Genomic DNA, 21,145 nt, shown 5'->3' on the forward strand with positions numbered 1-21,145 from the left:
CAAGTAAGTGCATGGAAATGCTATTTTTATGTAACTGATGGATGGTCTGTATATCCCATGTTTATTCCTGATGGGGATCAGATTATTAGCAAGACTTATATGACCCGAGTAGAAGGGGAAAATACCAGACTAAGACATTATTTGGCTCGGCTACATCGTAAGACTCTTTGTTATTCTAAATGTGAGGAAATGCTCAAGCATTCTATTAAGTTATTAATACATTACTTGAAGTTTGACGATATTCCCATTCCTGGGGTATTCATACCTTGATTCAGCAACGCCGCACCGGCAAAAGTGCGATCGCCCGTAACCTCATCCCCCAAATTCAAACTCAATTCGATCGCATCATCTGGCTCAGTCTCCGCACCTCCCCACCCCTCGAAACAACCCTCAAAAACCTGATTCAATTTCTATCCGATCGCACAGATATTAACTTTTCCGCCAACATCGATGCTCAGTTGTCAATCCTAATAGAAACATTGCGAGACAATCGCTGTCTCATCATCCTCGATGACGTGCAGCAAATTCTCAGCAGCGGGCAACTTGCAGGAAATTACAAACCCGGATATGAAAACTACGGAACCCTATTTAAACTCATCGGCGAACTTCCCCACAATAGCTGCTTAATCCTCAATAGTTGGGAACCACCCTCAGACATCCTCACATTCACCGACGATAATTCAGCAGTATGTTTATTACAGTTAACTGGTTTAGGTGAAGCCGCCACAGAAATTCTTAGACAAAAGGGTTTGTTGGATGAAGAAGCCTGGCAAGAATTGATTAACCTTTATCAAGGTAATCCCCTGTGGTTAAAATTAGTCGCTCAAACCATTAACAACTTATTTGGCGGTAGAGTCTCTCAATATTTAAGCTATCAACCAGTATTTTTAAGCGATGAATTGACACCGATATTGCAGCAGCACTATCAGCGGTTGTCGGAAATAGAAAAACAGGCTATTTCGCAACTTAGTAATGAAATCGAACCTGTTTCCTTTACTCAATTTTTGGCAAAATGTCAAGGTTCGCAGGGCGAATTATGTAAAGCAATTCAATCTTTAGCCAGACGGGGAATGATCGAAAAATTGAGCGGTGAAGCTGAAATCGTTTTCAGGATTGCACCTGTGTTAAAACAGTATGTTAAAATGGTGGCAGAATAGTCTTAAATATCTATAGTCCGGGACACGCTCCGATTAAAGAAACCGGGTTTTTTACCTAATTTACGGTATGTAACTAAGTATTTCGTAAAAAAACCCGGTTTCTGGGCCACCATGCGTAAGTCCTAATCTAGCTAAATGAGAGCAAACCACTATCGCAACTCCTACCCAACCTAAACTAATGCTCACTTTCGATCGATTCATCAAGCAACTTCCAGATGAAGACGGACGTTATGAACTGGTTAATGGAGAAATTGTCCAAATCTTACCAACAATAAGACTGCACGAAAATGTAGCTGATTTCCTTGAAAATACGTTCCAAGACGAGGTAAAAAGACTCCACCTGAATTACAGGGTATCTGGCCGAATTGTAGTCAGGACATTAACCCCGAATGGTAAAGAACAAGGCCGCCATCCTGATGTTACAGTAGTAGACAAAACCCTCTGGGAATCGCAGCCCTTCGCCTATTCAGCACTAACTGAACCACCACAATTAGTTGTAGAAGTTGTCTCAACAAATTGGGAAGATGATTATATCGACAAGCTGGATGAATATCAGCGGCTGGGAATTTCTGAATATTGGATTGTCGATTATTTAGCTTTGGGTAGCAGAAACGATTTGGGCAACCCGAAAGAGCCGACTGTTTTTGTTTACCTGCTCGATGAAAATGGGGTTTATCAAATGACTGCTTACCGAGGGAGCGATCGCATTATATCTCGAACTTTTCCCGAATTAGCATTGACAGCAGAACAAATCTTGGATGTATAGCAGTTGACAGTTGCTGTAGGGTGCGTCGCTATCAAAAACCCTCAAAAAGAGCGACCATCTCACAGCGACGCACCTTACAAACCGGGTTCAGTAAACAAGATTGTTTTTGGGCTAACAAGCGCGATCGCACAACGCCCAGATCGGGTTGAATGCCTAACAAACGCTGATGGACGGAATCGGCTAATTGCTCGCGATAATATAGGACTAAGCCCAAAGAAACCCGGTTTCTGAGGAAAATCTGGTTTGGCGACGAGAAATCTGTGAAGAAACCGGGTTTCTAACCCCGCGCGCTGAGCTTCAGACATCTCCAAAAAACGTAGTCTTGAACAGGCAAGATGCCTGTTCCACAATAAAATTAACTCTTTGTGGAACAGGCATCTTGCCTGTTTCTGACGAACTTTTCCCTTCCCTCAAACTACGATCGCATCGCCTGTTTTTGCTCAGCCTTCAAATCGCGGTTGCTAGCAGCAGCCAACTCCGCATCCAACAGCGTCTTACCAGTCGCAGCCAAATACACATCATCCAAACTCGGCCGAGATTGAGCAATCCCAAAAGTAGGCAATCCCGCATCTTTCAAAGCTTGCTGAATAGTCACCAGCGCATCGCTTTGCGGTGTTACTACTAAATTGAGAGAATTTCCTTGAGCCGTGTTGACAATTACTTCCTGCACAAAAGGCAGCGATTGCATCAGATTTTTAGCTTTTTCAGCTTCTTCGATCGGCGAAAACTCCCGAATCCGCAGAGTCACCCGATCGCCCCCAACCCGATTTTTCAACTCCTCCGGCGTGCCCTGTGCAATTACCGTACCCTTGTCAATAATCGCCACGCGATCGGCCAAAGCGTCAACTTCTTCGAGATAGTGACTCGTAATCAAAACCGTCGTACCTTCCTCCCGCAACCGGCGCAGGAAATCCCACACTACCACCCGGCTTTCAATATCCAGCCCGACAGTCGGTTCGTCTAACACCAAAACATCCGGCTGGTGAAGCAACCCAGCAGCTAAGTCGAGGCGTTTGCGGATACCGCCGGAATAAGTGCCCGTCTTTTTATTTTCCCACTCCTCCAAACCGAGGAGTTTCACCATTTTGTCAATCCGCCCTTTAATCGTAGGGCGCGGCAAATGGTAAAGCGCTGCTTGCAGTTGCAGGAGTTCCCGCCCCGTCAGCACCTTATCGAGAGCCACTTCTTGGGCGACATAGCCTAGTCTTTGTCTGGCAATTCTCGGCTGGCTGACAGCAGAAATGCCAGACACTTCAATGCGTCCGCTATCGGGCGCACTCAAAGTACAAAGTACCCGCAGGGTTGTGGTTTTGCCTGCACCGTTGGGGCCTAGCAAACCAAATATTTCCCCCGGTTCTACCTTGAAGGAAACATCTTTAACGGCTTCTACAGTGCCGTAGCGTTTCTGAAGATTTTCAATTAAAACGGCGGGAGCCATATATTTTGGGGATGAACTGGTTGTTAATATTTTGACACTTCTGAGCTCAAATTGCCGGAATGGTCGATCGACCAATGCGACTCGGTGTGCTTGTACGATCGCACAATCCTCCTCAACCGGAAACAGATTCTAGTTTTGATTTTTAATACCCGTTTATAAAATATTAACTTTATAGCGGTTCTCAACCCTGATATTCATCAGTTTTCCCACTCTCCAATCTCCAATCTTACCTCCAAAAAATTATGAGTTTTGAGTTAATTATAACTTTTCAGTTAGTAACTCAAAACTCACAATTGTTCAACAAGTAGAGATGCACCCGAAACCTGTTATTTTATAATTATCTCTACCTATAGGCTGATGTGTAGCGAGATTTTGATAATTAACACACTGGTCAAACACATCACACTTTCGAGCCAACTATTAAACACAAAAAACTTCCCGAATTGGCAAGTTCTACTTGTAACGAGTTCCCAAAAAATGTAACTGTAGGCCCGCGATCTCAACCCCGATAGTTATCAGTAATCACCAACTCTTTAATCGAAAATTAATCGAAAATCGAAAATCGAAAATCGAAAATGGTATTAACTCCCCTAAAGGGAGTGGCTGCCACCTCTTTAATCGACAATTTTTACCCAACCGCGGCGAACGTTGTACAGCAGTCGGTTGATGATGGCATACTCATCTTCATTCAGTGTTCTTTCTAAGAGTGCCGATCTGAGCTGTCTCCGGTCGTGGCGAGTCACGACGCTGGAGAACATGACCTGACCAAATAACTCTTCGAGTGTCATTTGGGATACTGACATGATAAACCTCCTAGTTGATTGAGACAGATAAAATTTTAACAGGCTTGTTGTATTTGTATTATGCACTCTGGGAGCGACTTCAAAGGCGATCGAAAACATTGACACGGTGTGATTTTTCGGCTAAAAATCTGTGACCGAGACTTTGATCGGCAGTGACTTGGATCTCTTAAATTTGTGATGCTTGTCACTAAAGTCAGAAGGAAGAAGTCAGAAGTCAGAGGGAAAAAGACCCTTGCAGCGCGATCGCCCTCAAAAACTCTCCATCTCGTCCTCATGGGTTCTCAACCTCATTTTCCCCTATGCCAATTTTCCAGCTAATTGAGGCATCGGTCAATAGTCGCCACAACCGACTCAGCCAAATCTTTCAGTGCGTAACCCCCCTCCAAACCAAAAGCTATGCGGCGGGTGAGTTGCAGGCAGTATCCGGTGAAAGTACCGAAATCTGACGGCATCAGAGTCATGCTCGCCAGCGGATCGGACGCAGTAGCGTCATAACCGGCGCTGACAATCAACAAATCCGGTTCAAATTTGGACAAAAAAGGCACGACAAGAGATTCAAAGGCGCTCAGGTATTCAGCTATGCCACTGCCGGGATACAGGGGAATGTTCAGCACGTTGTCGTAAGCACCGCGCTCCTCGGCATCTCCCGTTCCCGGATAGCACGGAGATTGGTGCAGGGAACAGTAGGCAATTTGCCGGCAGTTTTCCACCAAAGATTGAGTGCCGTTGCCGTGATGCACGTCCCAGTCGAGGACAGCGACGCGGTTGATTCCCGGCTGTTCGAGGGCGTAGTGAGCGGCGATCGCAGCATTGGAAAACAAGCAAAAACCCATCGCGCGGGCTTTTTCGGCGTGGTGTCCCGGCGGCCTGGCCAGCACAAAAGCCGGTTCCCCCGCAGCCACCACTCGATCGACCCCATCGAGCCAAGCACTCGCCGCTAGCAGCGCTACATCGTAACTTTCAGCAGAAATCGGCGTATCACCGTCGAGGTAGCCGCCTCCCCGATGAGCCAAATGTTCGATTTCTTTGATGTATCTTTGCGAGTGAACTTTTTTGATAGCCGAGAACAGTTGTTGTTCGCGCTGCGCCACTGGGGTGGGCAGTTGCCATTCAATTTGATCCGCCCAAGGGGCAGCTTTCAGAGCATTGACGATCGCCGTTAAACGTTCTGGTCGCTCTGGGTGAAGCATTCCAGTCTTGTGCAGCAAGAAATCTTCGGAGTAGATGACGGGTAGCATCGGCTGATTTTAGATTTTAGATTTTAGATTTTAGATTTTTAGTTGGCTTTAAGAATGCCTTCGGTTTTGTGAAATTAAAATTTCGATCGAGTAACCATTTTAATTTCTTATATGGTCGTCAAAAAAACTCACGAAAGCATGAAAAGCGACCGCCTAAAAAAAACTTTCTAGCTTTTGCCAACTGCTGACAAAATCACCAACTGACAAATTATCAATTGTGCTTGTTTCGTCCCTTAAATTTTCTGGCAACTTTCCCATAAATTCCAAGGCAAATTGTGATATAATTTCAGGAGTAATTTGCAATATTTGGCAGGTCTACTGAATCCAAACCGATTTTATCGCATTTTTGAGATTTATAGCCGTCAAATTTAAATTTTTAACGGAGTTTTTCAACCTATGAGCACCTCTGAGTCGCGGATAATCCCGACGGATCTGGGTAATGAGATGTCCCGATCGTACTTGGAATACGCCATGAGCGTAATTGTCGGTCGGGCGCTACCAGATGCCAGGGACGGTCTCAAGCCCGTTCACCGACGCATTCTCTACGCCATGAACGAATTGGGCTTGACTCCCGATCGACCTTTCCGCAAATGCGCCCGCGTCGTGGGGGAGGTGCTGGGCAAGTATCACCCGCACGGAGATACAGCGGTTTACGACGCCCTGGTGCGGATGGCTCAGGATTTCTCCATGCGGGAACGCCTGATCAACGGCCACGGCAACTTCGGCTCCGTTGACAACGACCCGCCCGCTGCAATGCGTTACACCGAGTGTCGCCTGACAGCTCTCACTAGCGACTCCATGCTGCGCGACATCGACTCGGAAACAGTTGATTTCGGCGACAACTTCGACGGTTCCCAGCAAGAACCCCTCGTACTCCCGGCACGCATCCCCCAAATTTTGCTCAACGGTTCCTCCGGGATTGCTGTGGGGATGGCCACCAACATTCCGCCGCACAATTTAGGCGAAATAATTGACGGTTTAGTAGCACTAATCCACAACCCAGGAATTACCGACCTGGAATTGATGCAGTACATCCCCGGCCCGGACTTTCCCACCGGAGGGCAAATTCTCGGCAGAGGCGGCATTCGCGATGCTTACACCACCGGGCGCGGTTCGATTACAATGCGCGGAGTCGCCGGCATTGAAACCATCGAACATCCCGGCCGCCCCGACAAAGAAGCAATTATTATCACCGAATTGCCTTACCAAACAAACAAGGCAGCCCTAATTGAGAAAATTGCCGAACTTGTCAACGACAAAAGATTAGATGGAATTTCCGACATTCGCGACGAAAGCGATAGAGACGGAATGCGGATCGTGATCGAACTCAAGCGCGACGCCTATCCCCGCGTCGTCCTCAACAACCTCTATAAACAAACACCCCTCCAAGCCAACTTTGGAGCCAATATGTTAGCGCTAGTAAATGGGGAACCCCAACTACTTACGCTCTCCCAATTCCTCAATGTCTTCCTAGATTTCCGCATTGAGACAATTACTCGCCGGACTCAATATGAGCTCCGCAAAGCAGAAGAACGCGACCACCTTCTGCAAGGCTTATTAATTGCCCTAGACAACTTAGATGCAATTATTCACCTAATTCGCGCCGCTGCCGACTCCGCAGCAGCCAAACAGGAATTGATGGATAATTACGGTCTTTCGGAACAGCAATCCGATGCAATTCTGCAAATGCAGCTCCGGCGTTTGACAGCATTAGAAGCGCAAAAAATTCAGCAAGAACACGAAGAATTGCGAGCAAAAATCTCCGATTTGGAAGATATCTTAGCGCGGCGGGAACGCATCTTAGAAATCGCCGAATTTGAAGCAGTCGAAATCCAAACCAAAATCGCTACTCCTAGGCGCAGCGTCATCGAACACGCCGAAGGAGAAATCGATGAAAGAGATTTAATTGCCAACGAACAAGCAATTATTCTGATCACAGAGCAAGGCTACATCAAGCGGATGCCTGTCAGCACTTTCGAGGCCCAAAGTCGCGCTACTCGCGGCAAAGCAGGCGCGAAAATGAAAGAAGACGATGGAGTAGAACATTTCCTTTCCTGCTGCGATCACGATAGCGTTTTGTTCTTCAGCGACAGGGGCGTAGTTTACTCTGTCAAAGCTTATCAAATCCCCGTCTGTTCCCGGACAGCCCGCGGCACTCCCGTAGTGCAACTGCTGCCGATTCCTATAGAAGAAAAAATCACTTCTATGGTGTCAGTCACAGAATTCACCAGCGAAGAATACTTGGTCATGCTGACTCGCGGCGGCTACATTAAGAAAACCGCACTTTCCGCTTTTGGCAACATCCGCACTAATGGATTAATCGCCATTTCTCTAGAAGAAGGCGACCAATTGCGCTGGGTACGGAGAGCAAAAGTTGGCGATAGCATCATCATCGGTACGCGCCAAGGCATGGCAATTCATTTCCGCACCAATCACGAACAGTTGCGCCCAGTCGGCCGCGCCACACGGGGTGTAAAATCAATGAAATTGCGATCGGGCGATGAGTTGATCAGCATGGACATTTTGCCGAGTTCAATTGTTGCCGAAATTGCTGACTTGGAAACTGAAGACTCGGAATTTGAGGGAGCTAATATTGCTCAATTAGAAACGGACGAAGCGGAATTTGAAGGGGCAGAAAGTGCTGAATTGGAAACGGAAGATGAAGAATTAGAATTGCAAGCCGAGGAAATTGAAGGCGAAGATGTCGAAGAAATTTCGACAGTTAGCAGCGAAGTTCCTTCGGTGTTGGTAATCACCACCAACGGCTACGGGAAGCGGGTTCCTGTTTCTCAATTCCGCCTACAAAGACGGGCTGGCAAGGGATTGACGGCTACTAAATTCAAATCTAAAAAGGGTAAGGATCAGGTAGCTGCGCTGCGAATTGTCAACGAAGATGACGAATTGATGATCATTACCAACCGAGGTATTATTATCCGTCAGGCTGTGAGTGCAATTTCTACTCAATCGCGCACAGCAACGGGTGTGCGGGTGCAGCGGTTAGATGAGGATGATTCGATCGTAGCTGTGGCTTTAGTGCCGCCTGCTGGTGAAGAATCGGCAGAAGAATCGGAATCTGAGGAAGTGGCAGAATAGTCCTAGGTTAATAGTTTGTAAGGTGCGCGCTGCGTACCTTACTGCTGAATGGTAAAAATGCGATCGTCCCTACTCAGAAGTTTTCCCTCAAAAGTCAAAGATTTTTTCCGGTGAGGTAATAATGAGTCAACTCCAAACCAAACTACTAACTGATACCTGGGTTACAGCGACTTGGGATGAATATATAGAAATTATTAAACAGCCGGAGTACGATCGAGCAAAATGCTACTACTACAACGGACAGTTGAGGATTGAAATGGCAGCAGTCGGGGCCGATCATGCGGATGACAACGGAATTATCGTCATCTTAATCAATTTATTTGGCATTGCTAAAGGTATAAAAATGAGACTGCTGGTCAACTGTAGCTACGCCAAAACAGGTGTCAGAGGCGCTCAACCTGATGCTTCTTACTACATCGGAGACCGGGTACAAACGGCACCTCGCGGCAGTTCTGTAGTGAATTTAGATAGCCTAGTTTCCCCAGATTTAGCAATTGAAATTGCCGACAGTTCTCTCGTTGACGATTTGGGGACAAAAAGAATGATTTATGAAGAATTAGGAGTGTCGGAATATTGGGTAGTAGACGTACAAAAAGCGCAAGTTATTGCTTTCAAAATAATTGCTAACCGGGGAAGCGAACGTCTGACGGAATCTCAAGTTTTGCCGGGGCTAAAAGTTGCTTTATTAGAGGAAGGTTTGCGCCGCAGTCGCCAGACGGACAATACAGAAGTAGGCAACTGGTTTTTAGAGGAAGTTCGCGGGAATCCTCAATAGTGCGATCGACTGCATTCTTTTTTTTTACTGGAGGCTAGAAACCCGGTTTCTAGGAGTTTTGTGAACAGAAACGAGAAATATAGGAAGAAACCGGGTTTCTGAGGTTTGCGTGTTTCCAGGACAGGGCAATGCCGTGTCCGGCGCTTGAATCGTTGACAATCGATCCGATAATTGCCATAGCATAATAGAATCAAAAAGTTAATAGCAAAAGTCTGTAAAAATGCCTTATTTAACAGCAGCAAACGACATCAAAGCAATCATAGCTAAATTTGCCCAAGCTAAAATCCTGTGGGTTGACACAGAAATAGCAGACTATAAATCCAACCCCAGATTATCTCTGATTCAGGTGTTAGCTGACTCCACAGATTCCACGGGAGAGGCGACTTTTCTACTCGATGTCTTGGATAAACCTGAATTGGCCAAAGATTTCATCAACCAAATCATGGTAAATCCAGATATTGAAAAAGTCTTGCACAACGCCAGCTATGACATCCGATTTCTAGGCAATGACGACGCTCAAAATGTCACTTGCACATTAAAAATGGCGAGCAAGATTCCCACTTACATTCTGCCCTTACCTAATCGACAACTCAAAACTTTAATAGAAACACTTTGCGGCATTGCTTATGTAGATAAAACAGAACAAAGTGGCGATTGGGCAAAGCGTCCCCTCACCCAAAAGCAGCTAGAATATGCCAAGATGGACGCGGTTTATTTAGCTGGAGTGCATCGCCGCCTGCTAGAAATCCTTGCCCAATGTTACCCCGAACCCGCAACGGAAAACTTGACAGCCTTGGGCGAAAAATATCAGAAAATAGAATCTCGGTGGAAGCCGCTAGATTCAGAAATCGCTGAAGTGAAAGAACGCATTAAAGCAGGGATGCTGGCCCAAAAGCTCAAAGACAGTTCTTATTTTGAGCTTTCCAGTTCGATAACGATGAAAGTTGATTTTATGACGCTGGCCAGACTGACGCAAACTGAGGGAATTGAGTTAAATTTTCCCGTGACGCTGACGAAAGAAATTCAAAAACAGTTAGGCCAACTCATCGCTCATCCATCTTTGGAAGTTGAGGATATTGCTAGTTGGCGGTTAAATTCTAATGTACAGCAACGGCGGAAATATACTAAAAAAATTGCGCCGGAACCGGAGAGTGAGGATTTAACAGTGCTGGGGAAAAGGTATCAAGAAATTTTGCCTGAATGGAAGTTGTTGGATTCTGAAGTTGAGCATCTGAAAGAGCGCATTAAAAAAGCAATGTTGGTGCAAAATAAGGAAAATACTCCCCATTTTAAGTTATCCAGTTCCTCGATTTTGAAGGTAGATTTTGCTAGCTTGGCAAAACTTGCGCTATCTGTGGGAGTTGAGTTAGATTTTATGGTGACGCTGACTCAATACATCCAAAAGCGGTTAGGGGATGCGATTAACAAAATTGATGTGCAAATTGAGTATATTACGAGTTGGCGGATGACGGCTAAGACTGTGGAAGATGAAGATGAGGAAATTCCGTTTTAAATAGAGGGCGGGTACGGGGATACCGCCCTTACAGTATAAACGAATCGCGTTTCATTTTTGCTGGGTGTACCGCGACTAAGCTTGTTCTTCCAAATACTCTGCAACTGCTTGCAAATCTTCCAATCCTCGGTTCAAGCTGTTAAGCATAACTTCCCCAGTTTCAGTATCAAAGTTGAGTTTAGGATTTTGCAAAGCTAACTCTTGAATTGCTTCTAGCCATAGTGCAAGCGGTACATGACGAACAGCTTCCCGTAACCCCATATTTGCCAATACTGCAAGATAAAAACCTGTCAAGTCTTGCCCTCCATAGCCATAGAAACCATGCCGCAGTTCTAGCTTTTGGGGGGTGTAGGCTGCATATTGATCGAAAGTGATCGGTGTGCGATCGAGTTTTGGTTGTGGGAGTGGTGGTGTATCCATATTTTTTGACCTGATTTGTTACTATCGACTACGCCTTTGCAGTTCATTTCAATCAGCCCTATTTAACCAAGGTGGGCAAAGGCCCACCCTACTTTCTACTTCCCTACCGTGAAATACTCATTCTTAGCATACACGCTAATAATGCAATCTCCCACTTCAAAAAACATCCCCTCTTGCTCATCTTTAGAAAATTGCAAGTTGCCGTATTTAGAATTAATTTCCTCAGCAGTAGCAGCTTTTGCCTCCATTTCATCCGGGATAAGTCCGGTAGAGCCGATATAGAAAACCAGCGGTGAAACTTTTTCCCTGTACACTTTTTCAGCATAAGCTTCCAGTCGCTCATTCGCATTAGCTAAAGCAGCGACAAACTCGTCTCGCTTGACATCTTCTCCCTGCCATTTCGCTTGCAAAAGCCGCAGCAAACTATCTGCACCCACTTTGGCTAAAGTAGCGCTAACAATTCCGTTATCCTCCAACCCCAAAAACTCATCGAAAATCAGTTTCATCAAGTCGTCAACTTTGGTGATTTTTGTTCGGGATGACAGGGTTTTGTGTGCGAAGACAACAGGCTCATCTAACGTGATGTCAAATGTCGGTTTTGCTAGCTTTTCGCCCGTGTTTTTGTGGTAAACTTCATAAAGGCGATCGAGAAATTTGTTGGCAGAGTGCAATTTGCCGAAGTTGAGGATGTTTTTGCTGCCGATGTCGATTTTGTAGCTGACTCGCGAATCTACTGAACCGTTGGCGATCGCACTTTTTAATTCCGTGTATTCCGTCGTCGTCGGAAAGTTGATGTAAAGGCTTTTTGAGAGATAATGCTGTTTCAATTCTTCCAATTGTTCCGCAGTGTAAGCCTCAGATTCCTCCTTCAAATGAGCCGAGAGAATGCTAGAGAGAATTTTGATTTCTGCGAGTTCCTCAAACACTCCGTCAAGGCTGCCGTAACGCCCGTCAAAAGGCACCAGGGGCAAAGTCTCTAACTTAATATCGTACTCGGAACGGAAGTCAAATTCTTGCACGGGCGAACCGTCTTTTTCAAGGACACCGCATTTTTTGAGCAAATCAAACACTGGTTTGCTGCTGATTTTGGTTCGCAGCGACTTAATATTAACTTCGCCGTCGCTGACAATGGTATAATTGTTGAAAGTATTGAGGTCTGTAACTAGAATTCCCGCCACTTCTGCGATTAAAGTTTCATCCTCAACTTTTACCAGCTTAGCTTTGCGGGTAATCAGCATATTGATGGTAGCGGTATTTTGATTGATCGCAAATGAACCCATTTGCATGTATTCGCCACCGTCCAAGAATTCAGTTTTCAGCCAAGGCTTGACAAGGTTGCCGTTTTCGTCTCGCTTTCCCTCAATTCGCTTCAAACCTTTTCGCTGATAATTTTCTTGCAAGTGTTTCAAGTTGATGATGATGCTGTTGCTGTTTTCCTCCAATATCTTGATTAACTCCAGCAGGGAAATTTTCTCGCTGACTTTTACCCGATCGCCAATTACATGATTTTTCAACACATCAGGCGCAAAAACAGCCTGTTCCAAATCTTCCGTAAACTCCGCTATTTGGGCATTTGTCAAAGCTTTAGCGTGTTTTTCCGTCAAAGTAGCGTCGAAGGTACTCACCAGCGCATACTTAGCCGTATTTAAATTGCCGTCAGCGAGGTTAGCTTTCGCAAAAGCAAACACCGACTCATCAGTTTGAGCAACGGGAACATCTAGTTTGTCATACTCATCTTTGGCGACTTTCTGATATTTGTAAAACAGTCCGCGATCGTCTGCTTTCAGCCCGCAGATTTTCAGCGTGCTCGATGAACCGTTGATTTTCTTGCCACTTTTGGAAACAAAAACTTGATAATCATATTCCTTAATTAACGGTTCTTCCAGCGGCGGTGCAACGGAACTGCCTAACAGTTTTGTGCTGTCGTAAAGAGCATCATAAACCATTTTGACTTCGCCAGCGCGGATGCAATTTCCCGATAATGTGTTGGCGATTTTGGAGAGAAGTTTGAAGTCAGCAGAAGCATAGGATATCGTGTTTGCAAACACATCCATGTCTTTGAGTTCTTCGCAAATTTCCCCTAGTTTTGCAGATTCCGAATTGGGACTGGGGTCATTTGCATAGCCGTCTGTGTGCAAATTGATCGCTGTCATTTCTCCCGCTTTAACCAGAGATTTAGCGAGTTGCATCGACTGCGATATGCAGGTACTGCCAGCCGTGTGGATTTTTTGAATTTCTTTGATGTATGGAGAGTCAAACTTCAGCACTTCTTGAATGGGAATTCGCTGGAAGTGACAAATTACGTCCCGATTGCTAGCGTAGGAAATTAGGCTGACAATTAGCTGGTAATTGTTGTATTCGTCTAATGTCAAAAGCTTGATTAAGGTTTCTTTCAGCGGTTCTAAGTCATAATACATTGAGCCGGAACGGTCGATGATGATGATGCTGTGAGCCACGGATTTTTCAGGGAGATCACCGGGCTTTCTTTCTAAATTTATGCGATCGACTAGATAGAATGCCTTGGCGTTTCCGGCAAAATTGTAGAGAGTAAACTTGGTGCGAGTATTGGAGGCTGCTTGGCTGCTGGAACGTTTGACTTGAGATGATTGTTTTGCTTGCCGTGCCATAGTTTTCACCTATGTTGACTTATTCCTCAACTTAATCATGACACGCGCTTCTGTGGATGTCAAGGCCTGTGTGGAAAATTATTTGCGAGGCTGAATAATCATTAATATTTAGCCCTGCGATGCCGGGGAAAACTGCGGCGATAGGGTAAATGTGGGCTTTTTTGGCAAAAGTAGTGGATCTGCGTAATACCAATTTAATGTGAAGTTGCACATATCTCGATCCCCCTAAATCCCCCTGATTGTTGGGGAGTAGGGGTTGACTTTGATCGGAATCTTGTCCCCCCTTAGTAGGGGCGGTGCCCCCGTGCCCGCCCTTGGCTAGGGGTGATCGGATTCTACGGAGCCTCATAAAAAATTGGTATATGTCGTTTAGTAAAGATTTAGCCAATCATGCTTTATTTAGAAAATCCGCTGCTCAAACTTTATCTAAATCTGATCGGATGGGTGGCGTTCGGATTCATTCTCGGCCGCCTGCTACCGAGAAGCTATTCTACATATTTAGCGAAGTTTCTTTTCTTCTTTGGCACGCCATTGAGCATTGTTGCTTTTATCCGCAGCGCTAATTTGTCTGGCGCTATTTGGATGGCGCCGCTGATAGCTTGGGCGGCAATTCTAGCAGGTGGAGGACTCGCTGGGATTTTGATAAATTTCGGTGTCGGCGAGGAACGTTTCAAGAGTCTTAATCCGATCGCCCAAAATAGCCCGGAACACACCAGCGCTTGGAGTTTGCCCACTCAAGGCAGCTTCTTATTGGCAACGATGGTGGGTAATACGGGTTTTTTAGGCTTTCCCGTCACCTTGTCCTTATTAGGTTCCGAACACTTTGCCTGGGCGTTGTTTTACGACTTGCTAGGCACTGGCATGGGAATCAATATACTGGGAGTTGCTATTGCTTCTCACTGCGGCAAAAGCGATCGTCCTCAGAGTTGGTTAGGTCCGGTGCGGGCAATTTTTCTGAATCCGGCACTGTGGGCTTTTGGTTTAGGATTTGTCTCGCGCAGCTTGCCGCTTTCGGCACAAATTGCAGAATTGTTAACAACAGGTGCTTGGAGTGTAATTACTTTAGCTTTAATTACGATCGGGATGCTGTTGAGCAAGTTGAATTCCTTGCACAACCTCAAACAAGTTTTGGCTTGTCTCGTGATTAAAATGCTGTTAGTTCCCTTGGTAATTGGCACGGGATTAACGTTTTTGGGGATCGCGGGCGCGCCGCGACTTGTGCTAGTGCTGCAAATGGCGATGCCTCCTGCTTTTGGTACTACATTGTTGGCAGAAGCTTTCAATCTCGATCGCGAATTAGCCGTAACTGCGATCGGTCTCGGCTGCGTTAGTTTATTATTCACTATTCCCCTATGGATGAGGCTATTTAATTTTTAATAAAAATAGGAATTGCTCAGCTTGAAAAGTTTCTTACTTCAGTGATCCCCATCACGAACATTGAACGATATATAGCGTTTCTCAGTAACATGAGGTGTTCTCCGATCTAGGGCATAGGGCATAGGGCATAGGGCATAGGGCAGACCTCACCAAGATTGAGAACTGCTATATCTCATATTGATTTAAAATAACAATCACGGGAGTTGGAAACTGTATGGGCTTCTGCTAATGTGGAAATAGCCCGTGGAGGACGGGAAGAATATAAGTATGGCAAGTATAAATTTTAGATTGACAGGTTATCACATTCTCGATCGCATTTACTCAGGAACTCGCACCCTAGTTTATCGAGCTTTTCGCACTAACGATAAACAGCCCGTCGCCATCAAAGTCCTGCAGAACGAGTATCCCAGCTTCAGCGAACTGGTGCAATTTCGCAATCAGTACACGATCGCCAAAAACCTCAACTTGCCCGGAATCATCGAAACCTACAGCTTAGAAACCTACCACAACAGCTATGCGTTGGTAATGGAAGACTTTGGGGGAATTTCTCTGAAGGAATGGACGGAAAAAGGGGAAACTCGGCCGTCTCTGATGGAGTTTTTGCAAGTGGGGATCGACCTGAGCAATATATTAGATATACTCTATCGCCACCGGATAATTCACAAAGACATTAAACCCGCCAATATTTTAATTAATCCCCAAACAAAACAAGTCAAACTCATTGACTTTAGTATTGCATCTTTGCTGCCCAGGGAAACTCAAACCCTGATGAATCCCAACCTGCTGGAAGGGACACTCGGCTATTTGTCTCCCGAACAAACGGGAAGGATGAATCGCGGCATTGACTACCGCAGTGACTTTTACTCTTTGGGCGTGACTTTTTACGAATTGCTGGCGGGACGATTGCCGTTTCAATCCAACGATGTGATGGAATTAGTACACTGTCATATTGCCAAGCAACCACCATCACTGCATGAAATTAATCCTGAAATCCCGCCCGTACTTTCGGAGATTGTCAGCAAATTAATGGGGAAAAATGCCGAAGACCGCTATCAGAGTGCGTTGGGGCTGAAATTCGATTTAGAATGTTGTTTGGAGCAACTTGAAGAAAACGGTAGGATAAAGAGTTTTGCGATCGCGCAGAGGGATGTGGGCGATCGATTCATTATACCCGAAAAACTCTATGGTCGCGAAACAGAAGTAGAAACCCTACTCGAAGCCTTCGATCGCGTCAGTAGTGGCACAACAGAAATGATGCTAGTAGCTGGTTTTTCTGGGATTGGAAAAACGGCAGTGGTGAATGAAGTTCAAAAACCAATTGTCCGCCAGCGTGGCTATTTTATAAAAGGCAAATTCGACCAATTTAACCGCAACATTCCTTTCTCAGCTTTTGTGCAAGCATTTCGCGACTTAATGGGACAATAGTTGAGCGAAAGTGACGAGGAGTTGAAAAAATGGCAAACTCAAATATTGCAAGCACTGGGCGATAACGCACAAGTCATTATTGAAGTAATTCCCGAACTCGAAAAAATTATTGGCAAACAATCACCCGTACTAGAATTATCAGGAAATGCGGCAAAAAATCGGTTTAATTTGCTTTTCCAAAACTTTATTAAGGTGTTCACAAAACCCAAACATCCCCTGGTGATGTTTTTGGATGACTTGCAGTGGGCAGATACCGCCTCGCTGCGGTTAATGGAAATGCTGGTGGCCGATGCGACAATCGGTTATTTATTAGTAATTGGTGCCTACCGAGATAATGAAGTATTTGCAGCACATCCGTTGATGCTGACACTGGATGCAGCGGTTAAAGCTGGGGCAACGGTGGATACTATTACGCTGGAACCGTTGAGTTCCGAAAGCCTAAATCATTTGGTTGCTGATACGCTCAATTGCGATCCATCTTGGGCAATACCGTTGGCGGAGTTGGTGGCACAAAAAACCCAGGGAAATCCCTTTTTTGCAACGCAGTTTCTCAAAGCACTGCATCAGGATGGGCTGATTGAGTTTGACCGGCTTGCTGGTTACTGGCAGTGCGATATTGTGCGAGTTCGGGAGGCAGCGCTGACGGATGATGTGGTCGAGTTTATGGCGTTGCAGTTGCAAAAATTGCCGCCAGCGACTCAGAATGTGTTGAAGTTGGCTGCTTGTGTTGGGAATCAGTTTGATTTGGGGACTTTGGCAGTTGTTTCCGAGCAATTGGAAACGGAAACGGCGGCGGATTTGTGGAAGGCTTTGCAAGAGGGGTTAATCCTGCCTGAAAGTGAAATCTATAAGTTTTATATTGGTCGAGAAAGACGGGAGGAGACCGATAATTCGGAGGTAGTGAATTACAAGTTTTTGCACGATCGCGTTCAGCAAGCCGCCTATTCTTTAATTCCCGAACAAGAGCGAGATCGTGCTCACTATCAGATTGGACAATTGCTGATCCAGCAAATTTCACCCGCAGCTATAGAAGAGCAAATTTTTTCAGTTGTCAATCAGTTGAATTATGGTATTGCGCTGATTGAAGACCAAACAGAACGGGACAATTTGGCACAACTAAACCTCACGGCTTGCCGCAAAGCCAGAGCCGCTACTGCTTATCAAGCTGCTCGCGAGTATGCTGCGATCGGGCTAAATTTGCTTGGAGAGAGCGCTTGGCAACGACAGTACGAGATGACCTTGAACTTGCACGAAATAGCCGCCGAAGTGGCTTCACTCTGTGGCGAATTTGACCGGATGGATCGGTGGATTGACACTGTGATTCATCATACCAGAACTCCCCTAGAGCGAGTGAGCGTTTACATCGTCAAAATTCAGGCATTATCGTCCCAGAACAAGTTTTTAGAAGGAATTGCTATCGGTTTGTTGAGTCTCAAAGAATTAGGAGTAGAATTGCCCGATAGCCCTACATCAGAAGATATTCAGCAAGCAGTGCAGGAAATTAATAGCTCGATCGGCGATCGACCTATTGAAGAGTTATTCGATCTGCCAGCGATGGTGGATGCCCAAAAACTGGCCACGATGCAAGTGGCGGCAAGTATTGCGACAGCTTGTTATCTGGCTGGTTCGTCTTTGTTTGCGCTGGTGACTGCCTTACAGGTAAATTTATCAAAAATTTGGGTTTAAAACCCTGTCCTTCTAGGACGGCTTTAATTTCTTAAAACTTCTTTCAACAAGTCCAGTAAGTTCCTATATTTGTGATATACTATAAAAGTCAAGGTTTAATTCCTTTACCATCGTGAAACAGTTAAGACACACTTTTAGGTATAAACCGGGGGACGCAGAGCAGCGAAAACTCTTTAAACAGCTAGAGGTTGAATTAAACCTTAAACCAGTTAAAACAAACTATTCTTTTAGGATTGTTAAGTAGGGTAGGGCATACCCAAACTCTAGGTAAATATCCTAGTACGCTTTTGGAGATAGACCCGCTGGGGTGGCTGCGAATCAGGCTCGTTAATTGGTAGTTTTCTACGGTTAAAAGGTCTGAATATTGCCTTTCATGACGCAACACTTAAAGGTTAGTCGCTGAATTAAGAATCCTCGCACTTTTAGGTCGGGGAGTGTCAAATTTCTATGACTCACTCATAGCCCTGGCCACTCCTGAGTCCGAGACGGAGTTAGAAACAGGGCTGTTTCATTCTCACCAAAAACATGAATTTTGTAGGGGTAGTGCTACCCCTACTCCCCGTGCCTACCCCCGACCTAGACGATTCGATCGGCAGGTCAGACCAAGAGGGCCGGCACGGGGAGTAGGGGTAGCACGGCCCCTACGGATAATGAAACAGCCCTGGAGTTAGAAACGCAGGGGCAACGAGTTCAGGAAAATCAAAGGAAGTTGCAGCATTGGGCAGAACACGCCCCCATGAATTATTTGCATAAGTGGCAGTTGGTAGAAGCAGAGAAATACCGAGTTGCCAGACAGAGGGCAGAAGCTATTGAAATGTACGATCGTGCCATTTCTGGAGCGAAAGAAAACGAATACATCCAAGAAGAAGCCCTCGCTAACGAACTAGCAGCTAAATTCTACCTCGACTGGGGCAAAGAAAAAATGGCGCAAGCCTATATGCAAGACGCCTACTACTGTTACGCTCGCTGGGGTGCGAAAGCCAAAATCGATGACTTAGAAAAACGCTATCCCCAACTTCTTTCTCCCATATTGCAGGCCAGAGAAAATCGTTTTGTAATCCCCCAAACCCGCATCCACCCAATCAATAAATCGTCAATTTTACCTCAAAGATTCCAAACAATTCGATCGAGTAGCAACAGTATTTACGAAACCCTCGATTTCGCGGCTATTCTCAAAGCCTCCCAAACTCTCTCAAGTGAAATTAAATTAGAAAAAGTGCTGGCTGGCCTGATGTCTGTGGTGATGGAAAATGCCGGGGCAAAAAAAGTAGTTCTGCTGTTGCTTAAGGATGGGAATCTCGCCATCGAAGCTGTAGCCTCCTTCAATCAAGATGTCATCTCAATATCTGTACCACTGTCAGCCAGCGACGAGTTTCCCTCTGCTGTGGTCAACTATGTTAAGCGGACTTGGAAAACTGTGGTTTTGGATAATGCAGCAGTACAAAACGATTTTATTGCGGATCAGTATTTGCTCCACGAAAAGCCCAAAAGTGTGCTGTGTACCCCGATTTTAAATCAGGGTAAATTAATCGGGTTGCTATATCTAGAAAATAACTTGACAATTGGTGCATTTACAGAAGATCGCACTGATCTCATCCAACTTTTGTGCGCCCAAGCGGCTATCTCTATAGAAAATGCTCGCTTGTACCAACAATCTCAAGCTTATGCACAAGAATTAGAGCGATCGCTCCTCGATCTGCAGCAAGCACAGTTACAGATCGTGCAAAGCGAAAAAATGTCCACATTGGGGAATCTAGTCACAGGAATAGCCCACGAAATTAATAATCCTGTCGGCTTTATTAGCGGCAATATTGAGGAAGCAACGACCACGATAAAAGATGTGATTGCCCACTTAAAATTATATCAAGAAAAACTGCCAAATCCCGGCGAGGAAATTGAAGAAGATGCTGAGGATATTGATTTAGAGTATGCCTTAGAAGATTTGCCAAAGATGCTGTTGTCGATGAAAGTCGGGTGCGATCGCATTCGCGGCATTAGCACCAGCCTCCGCACCTTCTCCAGAGCCGATAAAGACTACAAAGTTCCGTTTAATATCCATGAGGGCATTGACAGCACCATCTTAATTTTGAAACATCGGCTGAAAGCCAACGAACACCATCCCACGATCGAAGTCGTCACAGACTACGGCAATCTCCCCCCAATCGAATGCTTTCCCGGTCAACTGAACCAAGTCTTTATGAACTTGCTTGCTAACGCGATCGATGCCCTAGAAGAATCAAACCAAAGACGCAGTTTGGATGCCATTAAAGCAAATCCACACTGTATCACAGTTCGTACCTGTCAGTCGGGCGATCGGCACATCAAAATTCAGATTGCCGATAACGGTGCAGGCATGACAGAAGCAGTAAAACAGCGGATTTTTGACCATTTATTCACAACGAAGGCAGTAGGAAAAGGCACTGGGTTAGGATTGGCGATCGCCCGCCAGATTGTAGTCGAAACCCACGGCGGAACAATTAATGTCAATTCTACTTTGGGGGGAGGGAGTGAATTTGAGATAGTGTTACCTATTAGCGCATAAAAGTTGACTGTTGACTGTTGACTGTTAACTGTTAACTGATGACGGTTGACTGTTAACTGATGACGGTTGACTGTTGACTGTTGACTGTTAACTGTTAACTGTTGACTAATGACTAATGACTAATGACTAATGACTAATGACTAATGACTAATCGGGCATTATACCAGCCCCGATCGCAACTGCGGACACGGGTCAAACTTCCAGCGCCCCTGCGCCAGATTGCCAAAATCTCAATTATGCTAACCTAGGCAAGCAGCAATCCCTTGTCACGAAGGCGATTAACAT

At 45.5% G+C, this 21,145-nt stretch carries 12 protein-coding genes and 1 pseudogene; 8 read left to right on the forward strand and 5 right to left on the reverse strand.

Features of this window, described 5'->3' with window-relative positions:
* The 3 genes from QT990_RS21510 to QT990_RS21520 all read left to right on the forward strand — a co-directional run.
* Positions 1 to 270 (forward strand): IS1 family transposase (locus tag QT990_RS21510; protein ID WP_333465723.1); only part of this gene is annotated, 270 nt, incomplete at its 5' end.
* A complete protein-coding gene (locus QT990_RS21515; protein ID WP_333465724.1) occupies positions 267 to 1,157 on the forward strand; it encodes an NB-ARC domain-containing protein in 891 nt (296 codons plus the stop codon). The genes QT990_RS21510 and QT990_RS21515, both read left to right, overlap by 4 nt.
* A 178-nt stretch (positions 1,158 to 1,335) precedes the next feature.
* Positions 1,336 to 1,923, forward strand: coding sequence for a Uma2 family endonuclease (locus tag QT990_RS21520; RefSeq protein WP_333465725.1), 588 nt, complete (start codon positions 1,336 to 1,338; stop codon positions 1,921 to 1,923).
* Positions 1,924 to 2,338: 415 nt separating this feature from the next.
* Here the strand turns inward: QT990_RS21520 and QT990_RS21525 are convergent, their stop codons facing one another.
* The 3 genes from QT990_RS21525 to QT990_RS21535 form a co-directional block, all read right to left on the reverse strand.
* Positions 2,339 to 3,361: an ATP-binding cassette domain-containing protein gene (locus QT990_RS21525; protein ID WP_333465726.1), complete on the reverse strand. Its 1,023-nt coding sequence runs from the start codon at positions 3,359 to 3,361 to the stop codon at positions 2,339 to 2,341.
* A gap of 614 nt (positions 3,362 to 3,975) precedes the next feature.
* A complete protein-coding gene (locus tag QT990_RS21530) occupies positions 3,976 to 4,164 on the reverse strand; it encodes a hypothetical protein (RefSeq protein ID WP_015175516.1) in 189 nt (62 codons plus the stop codon).
* 314 nt (positions 4,165 to 4,478) lie between these two features.
* On the reverse strand, positions 4,479 to 5,402 hold the full coding sequence (locus tag QT990_RS21535) for a histone deacetylase (RefSeq protein ID WP_333465727.1): 924 nt from the start codon (positions 5,400 to 5,402) through the stop codon (positions 4,479 to 4,481).
* Between the two features lie 396 nt (positions 5,403 to 5,798).
* On the opposite strand from QT990_RS21535, the gene gyrA reads away from it, so the two are divergent.
* The 3 genes from gyrA (at position 5,799) to QT990_RS21550 (ending at position 10,783) form a co-directional block, all read left to right on the forward strand.
* Complete coding sequence (gyrA, locus tag QT990_RS21540) at positions 5,799 to 8,495, forward strand: DNA gyrase subunit A (protein ID WP_333305407.1); 2,697 nt, start codon at positions 5,799 to 5,801, stop codon at positions 8,493 to 8,495.
* Between the two features lie 121 nt (positions 8,496 to 8,616).
* Positions 8,617 to 9,270: a Uma2 family endonuclease gene (locus QT990_RS21545; protein WP_333408777.1), complete on the forward strand. Its 654-nt coding sequence runs from the start codon at positions 8,617 to 8,619 to the stop codon at positions 9,268 to 9,270.
* A 220-nt stretch (positions 9,271 to 9,490) separates the two neighbouring features.
* The gene (locus tag QT990_RS21550; RefSeq protein WP_333408779.1) at positions 9,491 to 10,783 is read left to right on the forward strand and encodes a ribonuclease D; all 1,293 of its coding nucleotides are present in this window, start codon (positions 9,491 to 9,493) and stop codon (positions 10,781 to 10,783) included.
* Positions 10,784 to 10,858: 75 nt separating this feature from the next.
* Here the strand turns inward: QT990_RS21550 and QT990_RS21555 are convergent, their stop codons facing one another.
* Positions 10,859 to 11,203: a hypothetical protein gene (locus QT990_RS21555; protein WP_333408780.1), complete on the reverse strand. Its 345-nt coding sequence runs from the start codon at positions 11,201 to 11,203 to the stop codon at positions 10,859 to 10,861.
* A gap of 95 nt (positions 11,204 to 11,298) precedes the next feature.
* Positions 11,299 to 13,830 (reverse strand): VWA domain-containing protein, encoded by a 2,532-nt coding sequence (locus QT990_RS21560; protein ID WP_333142505.1) that lies wholly within the window; start codon positions 13,828 to 13,830, stop codon positions 11,299 to 11,301.
* 390 nt (positions 13,831 to 14,220) lie between these two features.
* On the opposite strand from QT990_RS21560, the gene QT990_RS21565 reads away from it, so the two are divergent.
* Positions 14,221 to 15,207, forward strand: coding sequence for an AEC family transporter (locus QT990_RS21565; protein WP_333142506.1), 987 nt, complete (start codon positions 14,221 to 14,223; stop codon positions 15,205 to 15,207).
* Positions 15,208 to 15,474: 267 nt separating this feature from the next.
* Positions 15,475 to 20,848: pseudogene (locus tag QT990_RS35835) on the forward strand (AAA family ATPase); the annotation flags it as partial.
* Positions 20,849 to 21,145: the final 297 nt, after the last annotated feature.

Source organism: Microcoleus sp. T3_B1, from assembly GCF_036700445.1.
Lineage (GTDB): Bacteria > Cyanobacteriota > Cyanobacteriia > Cyanobacteriales > Microcoleaceae > Microcoleus.

Coding starts and splice junctions, on each gene's coding strand:
- QT990_RS21555 (WP_333408780.1), bottom strand. CDS start 11,203: ATGGATACACCACCACTCCCACAACCAAAACTCGATCGCACACCGATC.
- QT990_RS21535 (WP_333465727.1), bottom strand. CDS start 5,402: ATGCTACCCGTCATCTACTCCGAAGATTTCTTGCTGCACAAGACTGGA.
- QT990_RS21560 (WP_333142505.1), bottom strand. CDS start 13,830: ATGGCACGGCAAGCAAAACAATCATCTCAAGTCAAACGTTCCAGCAGC.
- QT990_RS21550 (WP_333408779.1), top strand. CDS start 9,491: ATGCCTTATTTAACAGCAGCAAACGACATCAAAGCAATCATAGCTAAA.
- QT990_RS21525 (WP_333465726.1), bottom strand. CDS start 3,361: ATGGCTCCCGCCGTTTTAATTGAAAATCTTCAGAAACGCTACGGCACT.
- gyrA (WP_333305407.1), top strand. CDS start 5,799: ATGAGCACCTCTGAGTCGCGGATAATCCCGACGGATCTGGGTAATGAG.
- QT990_RS21545 (WP_333408777.1), top strand. CDS start 8,617: ATGAGTCAACTCCAAACCAAACTACTAACTGATACCTGGGTTACAGCG.
- QT990_RS21520 (WP_333465725.1), top strand. CDS start 1,336: ATGCTCACTTTCGATCGATTCATCAAGCAACTTCCAGATGAAGACGGA.
- QT990_RS21565 (WP_333142506.1), top strand. CDS start 14,221: ATGCTTTATTTAGAAAATCCGCTGCTCAAACTTTATCTAAATCTGATC.
- QT990_RS21530 (WP_015175516.1), bottom strand. CDS start 4,164: ATGTCAGTATCCCAAATGACACTCGAAGAGTTATTTGGTCAGGTCATG.